This window comes from Brevundimonas sp. LPMIX5 (assembly GCF_003576505.1).
GTDB lineage: Bacteria > Pseudomonadota > Alphaproteobacteria > Caulobacterales > Caulobacteraceae > Brevundimonas > Brevundimonas naejangsanensis.
Genome location: NZ_QWTZ01000002.1, coordinates 312,567 through 325,137, shown reverse-complemented (window position 1 = coordinate 325,137; position 12,571 = coordinate 312,567). Strand labels below are relative to the sequence as shown.

Genomic DNA, 12,571 nt, shown 5'->3' with positions numbered 1-12,571 from the left:
CTATTGGGGCGCTGTTTCAGCATCTTGAGGTCAACTGATGTCTCACCCCGCCCCGGACCGGCACTGGTCCAAGGTTGAACTGCTCCATGAGACGGTCGCCAACCCGAACATCCACATCAAGGGACGGCGCAGCTATTACAGCAACGCCTGGACCGGTTCGTTCGAGGACAGTGTCGTTCGCTATCTGTACGGCGATCCCTACAGTCTGAACGCGTGGGAGCCGCAGTGGCATATCGACCAACTGCACATCGGCGACTGTGTGTGCATCGGCGCAGAGGCGGTGATCCTGTTGGGCGGCAACCACACGCACCGCACGGACTGGTTCAGCCTCTATCCGTTCGCCGAGGTCATTCTGGACGCTTATCGGGGCAAGGGCGACACCGTCATCAAGGACGGCGCATGGATCGGTATGCGGGCGATGATCATGCCGGGCGTCACGATCGGAGAGGGGGCCGTGGTCGCGTCCGGGGCCATCGTCACCAAGGACGTAGCGCCCTATGCCATCGTCGCGGGCAATCCGGCCGTGCCGATCCGCAAGCGCTTCCCCGAGGCCGTGATCGAGAGCCTGCTGGCGCTCGAAGTCTATGGTTGGCCGGAAGAGAAGTTCGAGGCCCTGCGTCCCCTGTTGTGCGCCAATGACATCGACGCGTTGGTGAAGGCGGTCGAGCGCTACGATCAGGTCTGAAACGCTCAGGCTATCCTGATAAAAAAGCCCCGGACGGCGGACCGTCCGGGGCTTTCTGTATCAAGCTGAAACGGCGATCAGCAGCTGTAGTACATGTCGAACTCGACCGGGTGCGGGTGCAATTGCAGCCGGGCGACTTCTTCCTGCTTCAGGGTGATGTAGCTGTCGATGAAGTCGTCATCCATGACGCCGCCCTTCTTGAGGAAGGCGCGGTCGGCGTCCAGCGCATCCAGAGCCTCGCGCAGCGAACCGGCGACCTCGGGGATCGAGTGACGCTCTTCAGGCGGCAGGTCGTACAGGTTCTTGTCGGCAGCCGCGCCCGGGTCGATGCGGTTCTCGATCCCGTCCAGCCCCGCCATCAGCAGGGCCACGAACGTCAGATAGGGGTTGCCCATCGGGTCGGGGAAACGCGCTTCCAGACGCTTGGCCTTGGCCGAGGTGACGTGCGGGATGCGGATCGAGGCCGAGCGGTTGCTGGCCGAATAGGCCAGCTTCACCGGCGCCTCATAGCCCGGCACCAGACGCTTGTAGGAGTTGGTGGTCGAGTTGGCGAAGGCGTTGATGGCCTTGGCGTGTTTGATGATGCCGCCGATATACCACAGGCATTCCTGCGACAGGCCGGCGTATTTGTCGCCCGCGAACTGAGGCTTGCCGTCCTTCCAGATCGACATGTGGACGTGCATGCCCGAGCCGTTGTCGCCGAACATCGGCTTGGCCATGAAGGTGGCCGACTTGCCGTAGGCGTGCGCTACGTTGTGGATCACGTATTTATACAGCTGCAGCCGGTCGGCCATGGTCAGCAGGTCGCTGAACTTCAGGCCCAGTTCGTGCTGCGCGGGGGCCACTTCGTGGTGGTGCTTTTCAGGGTTGAGCCCCAGATCCTTCATGACCGCCAGCATTTCGCCACGCAGGTCCTGACCTGAGTCGACCGGATTGACCGGGAAGTAGCCGCCCTTGGGCCCCGGGCGGTGGCCCAGGTTGCCCTCGGCGTATTCGGCGCCGGTGTTGACGGGCAGTTCGGTAGAGTCGAAACTGTAGCGGGTGTCGTGCGGCGCGGTGTTCCAGCGCACGTCGTCGAACACGAAGAACTCGGCTTCCGGACCGAAGAAGACGGTATCGCCCACGCCCGACGACTGGACATAGGCCAGCGCTTTCTTGGCCATCGAGCGGCTGTCGCGATTATAGGGCTCGGCCGTGTCCGGGTTCAACACGTCGCAGAACATGAACAGGGTGGTCTGCTGGTAGAAGGGGTCGATGAAGGCGCTCGACAGGTCCGGCTTCAGCAGCATGTCGGACTCGTTGATGGTCTTCCATCCGGCGATCGAGGAGCCGTCGAACATGGTGCCGTCTTCGAGGAATTCCTCGTCGACCATGCCGATGTCGAAGGTGACGTGATGGACGCGCCCGCGCGTGTCGGTGAAACGGAGATCGACGTACTGGACGTCCTTATCCTTGATCTCCTGCAGGATCTTTTCGGCGGCGCTCATGGGGGAGGAGGTCCTGTACTGGGAATTGAAATCGGCCGCCCCGAGAGGCGGCCGTTGGTCTAGATGGCCTGGGCGCCGGTTTCGCCCGTGCGGATACGGATCACGTCTTCGAGGTTGGTGATGAAGATTTTGCCGTCCCCGATCTTGCCGGTGCGGGCCGCGTTTTGAATCGTCTCAACCACGGCCGGGGCCAGGTCATCGGCCACCACCACCTCGATCTTGATCTTGGGCAGGAAGTCGATGACGTACTCGGCGCCGCGATAGAGTTCCGAATGACCCTTCTGGCGACCATATCCCTTGGCCTCCAGCACAGTCATGCCCTGCACCCCGATGTCCTGGAGCGCATCCTTCACTTCATCCAGCTTGAATGGCTTGATGACGGCTTCGATCTTCTTCATGGCAAGTCCCGAGCCGGCTCCTTGTTTGGTCCGACGCTCGGGCGGTAAAGGGACATTGCATCGCACAATTTGGCAAGTGTTTTTCGTGCTCAAAGGCCATCCGTGAACGGAAATCCACATGAAGTTCGGTAACAGTCCCTCTGAGTGGCGCCATCTGCTGCCCCGACCGGGCGCTGACAGCCACAAACACATGCGCGGCAGACTGGGCGTGGTGTCGGGCGGAGCCTTGTCCACCGGGGCGGCGCGCCTGTCTGCAAGAGCGGGCCTCAGGGTCGGCGCGGGTCTGGTCAAGGTATTCTGCCCGCCGGACGCGGCGCCGGTTCTGGCCCCGTCGCTGGAGGCGGTGATGCTGGCCAGCTTCGCGACGCCCGAGCAGCTTCAGGCCCTGGCCGATCCGATGGACGCGATCGTGATCGGCCCCGCCGCCGGACTGATCGAAAGCACGGCGCTGAACCTGGCGGCTCTGGCCCGCACGGGCGCGGCGCTGGTGGTCGATGCGGACGCCCTGACCCTGTTTCGCGATCGACCTGAGCAGTTGTTCGCCTGGCTGGACCGTGACGACGTCCTGACCCCGCACGAAGGCGAGTTCGAGCGGCTGTTTCCCGGCCTGCTGGAGGCTCAGGGCCGAGAGGGCGCGGCGCAGGAGGCTGCGCGCCTGGCCGGGGCCATCGTGGTGCTTAAGGGCGCCGCGACGGTCATAGCGGCGCCGGACGGCCGCCTGGCGGTTAACGGCGACGGCTCGCCCTGGCTGGCGACGGCGGGCACTGGGGACGTGCTGGCGGGCCTGATCGGCGGCCTGATCGCCCAACACATGGACAGCTTCGATGCGGCGCGCGCAGCGGTGTGGATGCATTCGGAAGCCGCGCGGCGCTTCGGGCCGGGCCTGATCTCCGAGGATCTGCCGCAACAGCTGCCGGCGGTGCTGGCTGATTTACTGAACGGCTGAAAGCCTGGTGCGGATGAGAGGACTCGAACCTCCACGCCTCTCGGCGCCAGAACCTAAATCTGGTGCGTCTACCAGTTCCGCCACATCCGCATAGGTTCGTTCGAGGCTGTAGGCGAGGGCGGCCGTTTCGGCAATCCCATCCGAACATGAAAAAGGCCCCGGATTGCTCCGGGGCCTTTCTGTTTTTTGGCCTACCGCGCTTCGCGCTGCTTGAGGCCGTTTGGCCGCCGCAACTTGTAGACGCGGTGTGCGGAACGACTGATCGGGATCAGTCGTCCTTCTTGTTGTCGACGCCGTGACCGAAGGCGTCGACCGCCGATTCCAGTTTGACGTCTTCGGTGATGTCGATGCCCTTGGCCAGCTTCGAGTGGGCGAAGCCGTACAGACCGTAGATCAGGGCGCCGACCACGGCGTAGACGCCCAGGATGGTCAGCGGCAGCGGGTTGTCGTTCATGGCGTGCTGAACCATCGGCACGAAGTTGAACGACGCCAGCGTCAGACACGCCAGGATGCCCAGCACGGCCGTGACCATGCCGCCCGGAACGCGGAACGGACGTTCCATCTCCGGGTGTTTGATGCGCAGCACGATGACCGACAGGCAGACGATGGCGAAGGCCGTCGCCGTGCCCAGCGACACCAGGTCGCCCAGGATCGAGATGGGCAGGAAGGACGCCGCGATGGCGATGACGATGCCCAGCAGGATGGTGCCGATCCACGGGGTGCGGAACTTCGGGTGCACCACGGCGAACGCCTTGGGCAGCAGGCCGTCGCGCGCCATCGTGTAGAAGATGCGCGTCTGGCCGTAGCATAGCACCAGCATGACCGAGGACAGGCCGGTGATGGCGCCGATCTTGATCAGGAAGGCGATCATGTTCAGCTTGCCGCCCGGCGCGCCGGCCAGCGGAATGTCGGCCCAGGTCAGGGCCATGCGGTCGATGGCGACGGCGATCGGGGCGGGCGAGGCCAACTCCAGGTAGGGAACGACGCCGGTCATGACGGCGGCCACGACCATGTAGATCAGGGTGCAGACGAACAGGGCGCCCAGGATGCCGATCGGCACGTCCTTCGACGGGTTCTTGGCCTCGGCGGCGGCGGTCGAAACCGCTTCAAAACCGACATAGGCGAAGAAGATGATCGAGGCGCCGCGGAAGATGCCGCCTACCCCGAACTGGTCCCAGGTTTCGCCTTGCGGCGGGATGAAGGGGTCCCAATTGGCCGGGTTGATGTACTGCAGGCCGACGGCGATGAAGGTCAGCAGGACGATGATCTTGATGACGACGATGGCGTTGTTGATGTTCGCCGATTCCGACACGCCCAGCACCAGCAGGCCGCAGACGGCGGCGATGCCGACGGCCGCCACAAGGTTGAAGGTGCCCGTCAGCGGGAAGCCCGCGTCAGCGCCCGAGGCGACGTATTGGATCAGTGGGGTGGCCCACTGGGGTCCTTCGCCGCCTGGGTAACTTATTGTCGGGAACAGACTGGCGCTGATCCCGAAGTCATTCAGGATCGACACCACATAGCCGGACCAGCCGACGGCGACGGTCGAGGCCGCGACGCCGTATTCCAGCACCAGCAGCCAGCCCATGATCCAGGCGAAGATCTCGCCCAGAGTGCCATAGGCATAGGTGTAGGCCGAGCCCGAGACCGGCATGGTCGACGCCAGTTCGGCGTAGCACAGACCAGCGAGGCCGCAGGCGATGCCGGCGATGACGAAGGAGAACATGATGGCCGGACCGGCGTGGGCCGAAGCCACCTGACCCGTCAGCACGAAGATGCCCGCGCCGATGATGGCGCCGATGCCCAGACTCATCAGGTTCAGCGGGCCAAGCGTCCGCTTCAGCTCGCTCTTGGCGGCTTCCTTCTGAATTTGGGCGATGGATTTTTTAAGGAATAGCCGATTACCGGCAGGCTTTACGCCGTCTGCAGACATGCAGTTGCGCCCCCAACATATGCGACGACCCCTCCCGGGTCGCCTTCTTGGGCGGGGACGCTAGCCATCTGAGGCCGTGCGCGCAACGCGGTTTACGAGGGATGACGCGCCGACGACGCTTTCGTGAACCCCTTCGAAGGCGCTACAGCCGCTTTATGTTGCCGATTCACGCCGTTCTGGAGCCGCTGAAGGCCGCCCTGGCCCAGACCTCTGCGGTGGTCCTTGCGGCCCCGCCGGGCGCGGGCAAGACCACGGTCGTGCCTCTGGTCCTGCTGGATCAGCCGTGGCTGGCGGGCGGCAGGATTCTGGTCCTGGAGCCACGACGACTGGCCGCGCGCGCCGCCGCCGATCGCATGGCCGCCAGTCTTGGGCAAAAGGCAGGAGAAACCGTCGGTTATCGCACGCGCCTGCAGAGCCGGATCGGCCCTGACACCCGAATCGAGGTCGTGACCGAGGGCGTCTTCACCCGGATGATTCTCGACGACCCGGGACTGGAGGGCGTCGGCGCCGTTCTGTTCGATGAATTCCACGAACGCAGCCTGGACGCTGATCTCGGTCTGGCGTTGGCGCGAGATAGTCAGGCGGTGCTGCGCGACGACCTGCGCCTGCTGGTCATGTCTGCGACGCTCGATATCGCGGGGGTGTCGCGCCTGCTGGATGGCGCGCCGGTGATTGAGGCCGAGGGAAGAATGTTCCCGGTCGAGACCCGCTATCTGGGCCGCAACCCGGTGGAGCGGTTCGAGGACGCCATGGCCAAGGCCGTGGTTCAGGCCCTGCACGACCAGACCGGTTCGATCTTGGCCTTCCTGCCGGGGCAGGGCGAGATTCACCGCACCGTCCAACGCCTGAACGAGCGATTGCGTGATCCGTCGGTCGATGTCGTCGCCCTCTATGGCGCGCTGGACAAGGCCGAGCAGGACCGCGCCATCGAGCCCGCCGCGCCTGGCCGCCGCAAGGTGGTTCTGGCGACCTCCCTGGCCGAAACAAGCCTGACCATCGAGGGGGTGCGCGTGGTGATCGACGGCGGCCTGTCGCGCGTGCCGCGCTTCGAGCCGTCCAGCGGCCTGACCCGGCTGGCGACAGTCAAGGTCAGCCGCTCTTCGGCCGAACAGAGGCGAGGCCGCGCGGGCCGTGTGGAGCCGGGCGTCTGTTACCGTCTGTGGGACGAGGAACAGACCCGCGGTCTCGTCGCGCATCAACGGCCCGAGATTCAGGAGGCGGACCTGACCGCCTTCGCCCTCGATCTGGCGCGCTGGGGAGCCAAGTCGGTCGAAGGGCTGGCTCTGCTGGACCCGCCGCCGTCCGGGGCTATGGCCGAGGCGCGCAGAGTGCTGACGCGTTTGGGCGCGCTGGACGCCAAGGGCGATCTGACGCCGCATGGGCGGAGGCTGACCCGCATCCCACTAGCGCCGCGCCTGGCGCACATGGTGGCCGTGGCATCGGATCAGGGCGATGCGCTCGGCGGGGCGAAGATCGCGGCGGTGCTCAGCGAGCCGGGCCTCGGCGGAAACGGCGTCGACCTGCACGACCGGCTGAAGGGGCTGGCGCGGGACCGTTCGCCGCGTGGCCGCGACGCGATGAAGCTGGCCGAGCGCTGGGCGCGGGCGGCGGGGGGCGGTCGGGATGGAGAGGCGGACGCGGGCCTTCTGCTGGCCGAGGCCTTCCCCGAACGCATCGCGCGCGCCAAGGGCAAACCGGGCGAGGTGCTGCTGGCCTCCGGGCGCGGCGCCTTCATCGAGCCGACGGATCACCTGGCGCGCGAGCCTTGGCTGGCCGTGGCTGAGTTGGGCGGCGGCGACGCCCGCGACCGCATCCGTCTGGCGGCGGCTTTGGATGCGACGACGCTGGAGGCTGATCTGGCGCGTCTGATCGAGGTCGAGGATCGGCTGGCGCGAGAACCGTCGGGCAAGTCGGTGATCCGCCGCTTCCGACGGATCGGGGCGCTGGTGCTGGATGAAAAGGTGGTCGGTGCGCCGGACCGAGCCGCAATGACGGCGGCGCTGAAGTCCGAGATCATGGCGGGCGGCCTCAGCGCCCTCAAATGGGGCGAGCAGGCGGGCGCGTTGCGGGCGCGGCTGGCCTTCCTGCACGGGCTGGATGCGACGTGGCCGGATGTTTCGGACGAGGGTCTGCTGGCGGAGCGCGAGAATTGGCTGTGGCCGTTGCTCGACGGAGCGCGATCGCTGGCCGACATCAGCGACGGCAGGCTTGCCGAGGCCTTGCGCGGCCTGATCCCCTGGGACCTGCAGCGCAAGCTGGATGAACTGGCGCCGACGCGCCTGATCACGCCGCTGGGCAGCGCGGGCATCGACTACGGGGCCGAGGGCGGACCGCGTGTCGAAATCCGGGTGCAGGAACTGTTCGGGGTGACGACCCATCCGACAGTCGGCGGCGGGCGCGTTCCCCTGACGCTCAGCCTGCTGTCGCCCGCGCGACGGCCGGTTCAGGTGACGAAGGATCTGCCGGGTTTCTGGGCTGGGTCATGGACGGCGGTCCGCAGCGAGATGCGCGGTCGATATCCACGCCATCCCTGGCCTGAAGACCCGGCCAATGCGACTGCGACCACCCGCGCCAAGCCGCGCGGAACCTGATAGCGTCCGCTTGACGCCTGACGGCGGCGCGCCGCAATGATCGTGCGTCAACCGTAAGGATTTCGCGTGACCGACGCCGCTGTTTCACCGCCGTTCGCCTCCAAGCGACGCGTTCTGTTCGCCAGCCTGATCGGCACGACGATCGAGTTCTACGACTTCTACATCTACGCCACGGCGGCGGTGCTGGTGTTCCCGGACCTGTTTTTTCCCGGCGGAGACCGGATGACGGCCATGCTGGCCTCGTTCGCCACCTTCTCCATCGCCTTTTTCGCTCGCCCGATAGGTGCGGTCATCTTCGGCCATTTCGGCGACCGGGTGGGGCGCAAGGCGACGCTGGTGGCGGCCTTGATGACCATGGGGCTGTCGACCATCGCCATCGGGCTGTTGCCGACCTGGCATTCGGTCGGCGTGATCGCGCCCCTACTGCTGGCGCTGTGCCGGTTTGGTCAGGGTCTGGGTCTGGGCGGCGAGTGGGGCGGGGCGGTGCTGCTGGCGACCGAGAACGCCCCGCCGGGCAAGAAGGCCTGGTTCGGCATGTTCCCGCAGCTGGGCGCGCCTATCGGCTTCATCCTGTCGACCCTGAGCTTCATCGTTCTGGGCCAGGTGATGAGCGAGGGCCAGTTCATGGCCTGGGGCTGGCGCATTCCTTTCATCGCCAGCGCCCTGCTGGTTGTCGTCGGCCTGTGGATGCGGCTGAAGATCACCGAGACGCCCGAGTTCAAGCGCGCCATCGACCGCGCCGAACGAGTCCAGGCGCCGGCTTTGACGCTGGTGGCGCACCATAAGTTCGCCTTGCTGACCGGGACGCTGGCGGGACTGGCGACCTTCGTCCTCTTTTATCTGATGACCGTCTTCGCTTTGGGCTGGGGCACGACCAGCATGGGCTATACGCGTGATCAGTTCCTGCCGATTCAGCTTCTGGGCGTCTGCTTCTTCGGCCTGTTCATTCCGCTGGCGGCCTTGGCGGCGGACAAGTGGGGGCAGAGAAGGACGCTGCTGGTCACGTCAATCGCCATTGCCTTGTTCGGCCTTGTGCTGGCGCCTCTATTCGGCAGCGGCGGAATGGTCGGCGTTGTCGCCTTCTTCATCATCGGCTTCAGCCTGATGGGCTGCACCTATGGCCCGCTGGGCGCGGCGCTGGCGCGACCGTTCCCGACGACGGTGCGTTACACGGGCGCGTCCATGACCTTCAACCTGGCGGGCATCCTGGGCGCATCGCTGGCGCCCTATGCCGCAACCTGGCTGGCGGGCCATTACGGGCTTCAGGCCGTCGGCGTCTATCTGACGGTCGCCGCTCTGCTGACGGTTCTGGCCCTGATCGGCATGGGCCGGATCAGGACCGAAGGCGAGGCCTAGAGACTGGAGCCGTAGGCCGCATCCGTCACCGCATAGGCCATGATGCCCGTGGCGATGGCCAGGTTCAGGCTGTCGGCGCGGCCGCGCATGGGGATCTTGACGTTCAGGTCGCAGGCGGCGGCCAGTTCGTCGGTCAGACCCGCCTGTTCGTTACCCATCATGATCAGGGCCGGATGGCGCACCGGGCTGTCGCGATAACCGTGCGTGGCGTCCAGGCGGGTGCCGATGACGCTGCCGGGCCAAGAGGCCCGCCACGCCAGGAATTCCTCGCGCGTCGCCTTGCTGATGCTGACGGCGAAGACCGAGCCCATGGTGGCCCGCACCGCTTCGACCGAGAAGGGATCGACGCAGTCGCCGATCAGGATGACGCCGCCGCATCCGGCCGAGTCCGCCGTGCGGATGATGGTGCCCAGATTGCCGGGATCGCGCACCTGCTCCAGCGCCACCCAGCAGGGCTTGGCGTCGGGCCGGATGGCGTCTAGCGGCGTATAGACCTGCTCGAACACGCCCAACACCGTTTGCGGATTGTCGCGACGGCTGATCTTTTCGAGGATGGCGTGGGTGACGACGATGATCTGGCCCCCGGCCTTGATCGTCTCGGCCTTGGCGCGGTCCAGCAGGGGGTGGGGCCGGGCGTCCTGGCCGACCAGCAGCATGACCGGGGCGCGGCCCTGGTCCAGCGCCTCGCCGATGAATTTCAGCCCCTCGGCCAGGAAGCGGCCCGTCGCCTCGCGCTCCTTGCGCATGTGCAGGGCGCGGACGGCCTTGATGGTGTCGTTGGTCAGGGAAGTGATGAGGCGTTCGGACATCAGGCGCGACCCCCGTCGTTGCTCCACCGCGCGAAGAAGCTGAGACCGATGGCGCGGGCGCGCTCGCCGTCCTCCGACAGAGCCAGTTCGCCCCAATCGATGCGGCCTCCGCGATCATGCGTCGCCTCGGCCATCATATGCGCCAGCGACAGGCCGGAAATCCGCGCCGCATAAGCGTTCAGCAGCAGGAAGGAGGCATCGTCGGACAGCAGGGCGGCGCAGTCTTTCAACAGTTCCGGCATGTCCTCGAACAGACGCCAGACCTCGCCATTGGCGCCGCGTCCGTATTTCGGAGGGTCGAGGATGATGCCGTCATATTTGCTGCCGCGACGGACCTCGCGCGCCACGAATTTGCGGGCGTCCTCGACGATCCAGCGGATCGGGCGGTCGGCCAGGCCCGACAGTTCGGCGTTCTCTCGGGCGTAGGTCACGGACTTCTTGGAGGCGTCGACGTGGGTGACGTGCGCGCCCGCCGCCGAACAGGCCAGGCTGGCCACGCCGGTATAGCCGAACAGGTTGAGAATTTTCGGCTGGTTCAGTGTGCGGACGCGGGCGTCCAGCCATTCCCAGTTGGCCGCCTGTTCGGGGAAGAAGGCCAGGTGCCGGAATGGGGTGAACCGCCCCATGAAACGCACGTCGCGCCACTTTAGAGGAAAGGCGTCGATCGGGCCGTGGACGTCGAAGCGCCAGCGGCCGGAATCCTCTTCTTCCTGCTGGGGGTCGAACATGGCGTTGGCGCGCTCGAACGCGGCCTCGTCATGAGCTTTCCAGAAGCACTGGGGTTCCGGACGCACGACGGTGTAGCGGCCGTAGCGTTCCAGCTTGCGGCCGTCGCCGCTGTCCAGAAGGGCGTAGTCCGACCACCCGTGCGTGACGAGGGTTTCGGGCGAGGAGGAAAGAACCGGAGCCATGCGCGCTGATAGTCGTTCAGGCCGCTGCTCGTCCAGCGTCGGGATAGGGATCAGGAACGCTGATCGGCTCGACATCGTCCTGATGCGGGGTCTTGTCCCAGCGGTGCGGTTCCAGCGCTAACCGGACGGCGGCGTGCATGAAGGCGAGGCTCAGCAGGAACCAATAGGGCAGCGAGGCCGCCATATCGAGCGGGCCATAGGGCGTCCCGGCGATCCGTGCGCCGCGGTGTTTGGTGATCCAGGCGGCGGCCACTCCAACGATCAGCACCGTCCACCCCATAATTGAAAGGGACGGCAATTGCCGGTCCATCGCCGACATCAGGCAGACCACGGCGACCCAGGCCATGCAGCCGGCGTGAACCGCCGCCGACCCCAGTCCGGCGCCGATGGTCAGGATCAGCGCCGCCCACCCGCGCCAGCCCATGCCCTCGGTCCAGCGCGTATGCACCGCCAGCGTCTGCAGATAGCCTTTGAGCCAGCGCGTACGCTGCGGCAGCCATAGACGCACCGGACCGGGCGGCGTCTCATAGGTGGGGCGGCTGATGACGCTCAGCCGAAGCCCCGAGCGCCAGATCCTGAAGCCCAGATCGGCGTCTTCAGTCACGTTCCAGGCGTCCCATCCGCCCAGCGCCTTCAGCACCGAAACGCGGAAATGATTGCTTGTGCCGCCCAGCGGAAAGGGCAGGCCGAGCTGGACCATGGCGGGTAGGGTGATCTCGAACAGGGCGGCGTATTCGGCGGCGAACTGGCGATCGAGCAGGGGGTGAGGGCTGTTCTTCTGGCGACTGCGGATGCGTAAGGGGGCCTGAACGCAGGCCAGGCTGTCGCCCTCATCGCGAAACTTCATCGCCGCTTCTTTCAACTGCAGCGGATCGGGGGCGTCCTCGGCGTCGTAGATCGTCAGGAAGTCGCCGGTTGCGCGCGCCAGGGCGTAGTTCAGGGCGCGCGGTTTGGTTTTCGGCGCGCCGGGCGGAACCACCAGCACGCTCAACCAGTCGGGCAAGCTCAACTGCGACGCCGCTGCGATAGTGGCGTGATCGTCGGCTTCCAGCGCGAGGAAGCCTTGCAGACGGTCTCTGGGATAATCGATCTCATCAAGTCGCTCGACCAGATGGGGCAGTATCTGCGCCTCGTGATAGAGGGCGGCCACTATGGTGTAATGCGGCCATTCATCATGCGACCAACTGCCGGGCGGATTTGGACGGGGCGCCTTGGCCTGAACCACGATCAAACTGAGGCGCCATATCGCGAGCGCCAGAAAGCCGACCTGGGCCGATATCAGGTAGAAGGAGGCGAGGCGTGGAAGAAGACATGCGCCCGCCAAGCTTAAAGTCGAGAAGACGCCGATGGCTATAGCCTGTGAACGCGTCAGGGTGATGCGCGCCGTCCCAGCCGATCGCTGTTCAGAACCCGCCACGCACGCCCCCTAGTTTTACCAATGTTAATATCATTGATATC

The 12,571-nt window shown here is 65.9% G+C and carries 10 protein-coding genes and 1 tRNA gene; 4 read left to right on the top strand and 7 right to left on the bottom strand.

The annotated features are described in order from the left end of the window. Positions 1 to 37: 37 nt before the first annotated feature. Positions 38 to 685 (top strand): CatB-related O-acetyltransferase, encoded by a 648-nt coding sequence (locus tag D1604_RS15995; RefSeq protein WP_119412062.1) that lies wholly within the window; start codon positions 38 to 40, stop codon positions 683 to 685. A 77-nt stretch (positions 686 to 762) separates the two neighbouring features. Here the strand turns inward: D1604_RS15995 and glnA are convergent, their stop codons facing one another. After that, entirely contained in the window at positions 763 to 2,172 is a 1,410-nt protein-coding gene (gene glnA, locus D1604_RS02575; protein ID WP_119412061.1) for a type I glutamate--ammonia ligase, read from the bottom strand. Between the two features lie 59 nt (positions 2,173 to 2,231). Further along, a complete protein-coding gene (locus tag D1604_RS02570) occupies positions 2,232 to 2,570 on the bottom strand; it encodes a P-II family nitrogen regulator (RefSeq protein ID WP_024352698.1) in 339 nt (112 codons plus the stop codon). A gap of 118 nt (positions 2,571 to 2,688) precedes the next feature. On the opposite strand from D1604_RS02570, the gene D1604_RS02565 reads away from it, so the two are divergent. Further along, complete coding sequence (locus tag D1604_RS02565; RefSeq protein WP_119412060.1) at positions 2,689 to 3,516, top strand: NAD(P)H-hydrate dehydratase; 828 nt, start codon at positions 2,689 to 2,691, stop codon at positions 3,514 to 3,516. Positions 3,517 to 3,521: 5 nt separating this feature from the next. Here the strand turns inward: D1604_RS02565 and D1604_RS02560 are convergent. Both D1604_RS02560 and D1604_RS02555 read right to left on the bottom strand, forming a co-directional pair. Next, a tRNA-Leu gene (locus tag D1604_RS02560) sits at positions 3,522 to 3,606 on the bottom strand. 178 nt (positions 3,607 to 3,784) lie between these two features. Continuing rightward, entirely contained in the window at positions 3,785 to 5,446 is a 1,662-nt protein-coding gene (locus D1604_RS02555) for an amino acid permease (protein WP_024352700.1), read from the bottom strand. Positions 5,447 to 5,601: 155 nt separating this feature from the next. Here D1604_RS02555 and hrpB point away from each other — a divergent pair, with 155 nt between their 5' ends. Together hrpB and D1604_RS02545 are read left to right on the top strand one after the other, a co-directional pair. Further along, on the top strand, positions 5,602 to 8,037 hold the full coding sequence (gene hrpB / locus D1604_RS02550; protein ID WP_119412059.1) for an ATP-dependent helicase HrpB: 2,436 nt from the start codon (positions 5,602 to 5,604) through the stop codon (positions 8,035 to 8,037). 66 nt (positions 8,038 to 8,103) lie between these two features. Beyond that, positions 8,104 to 9,393: an MFS transporter gene (locus D1604_RS02545; protein ID WP_119412058.1), complete on the top strand. Its 1,290-nt coding sequence runs from the start codon at positions 8,104 to 8,106 to the stop codon at positions 9,391 to 9,393. On the opposite strand, the gene D1604_RS02540 is transcribed toward D1604_RS02545, so the two are convergent. The 3 genes from D1604_RS02540 to D1604_RS02530 are packed head-to-tail and all read right to left on the bottom strand — an operon-like array spanning position 9,390 to position 12,530. Then, a complete protein-coding gene (locus tag D1604_RS02540) occupies positions 9,390 to 10,202 on the bottom strand; it encodes a TrmH family RNA methyltransferase (protein ID WP_119412057.1) in 813 nt (270 codons plus the stop codon). The two genes, D1604_RS02545 and D1604_RS02540, sit on opposite strands and share 4 nt — an antisense overlap. Then, complete coding sequence (locus tag D1604_RS02535; RefSeq protein ID WP_119412056.1) at positions 10,202 to 11,113, bottom strand: class I SAM-dependent methyltransferase; 912 nt, start codon at positions 11,111 to 11,113, stop codon at positions 10,202 to 10,204. The genes D1604_RS02540 and D1604_RS02535 overlap by 1 nt, the downstream gene beginning before the upstream one ends. Before the next feature lie 16 nt (positions 11,114 to 11,129). Beyond that, positions 11,130 to 12,530, bottom strand: coding sequence for a glycosyltransferase family 2 protein (locus D1604_RS02530; RefSeq protein WP_119412055.1), 1,401 nt, complete (start codon positions 12,528 to 12,530; stop codon positions 11,130 to 11,132). Positions 12,531 to 12,571: the final 41 nt, after the last annotated feature.

Excerpts from the sequence above, each read along its gene's own strand:
- D1604_RS15995 (WP_119412062.1), top strand. The coding sequence starts at position 38 with ATGTCTCACCCCGCCCCGGACCGGCACTGGTCCAAGGTTGAACTGCTC.
- glnA (WP_119412061.1), bottom strand. The coding sequence starts at position 2,172 with ATGAGCGCCGCCGAAAAGATCCTGCAGGAGATCAAGGATAAGGACGTC.
- D1604_RS02570 (WP_024352698.1), bottom strand. The coding sequence starts at position 2,570 with ATGAAGAAGATCGAAGCCGTCATCAAGCCATTCAAGCTGGATGAAGTG.
- D1604_RS02565 (WP_119412060.1), top strand. The coding sequence starts at position 2,689 with ATGAAGTTCGGTAACAGTCCCTCTGAGTGGCGCCATCTGCTGCCCCGA.
- D1604_RS02555 (WP_024352700.1), bottom strand. The coding sequence starts at position 5,446 with ATGTCTGCAGACGGCGTAAAGCCTGCCGGTAATCGGCTATTCCTTAAA.
- hrpB (WP_119412059.1), top strand. The coding sequence starts at position 5,602 with ATGTTGCCGATTCACGCCGTTCTGGAGCCGCTGAAGGCCGCCCTGGCC.
- D1604_RS02540 (WP_119412057.1), bottom strand. The coding sequence starts at position 10,202 with ATGTCCGAACGCCTCATCACTTCCCTGACCAACGACACCATCAAGGCC.
- D1604_RS02535 (WP_119412056.1), bottom strand. The coding sequence starts at position 11,113 with ATGGCTCCGGTTCTTTCCTCCTCGCCCGAAACCCTCGTCACGCACGGG.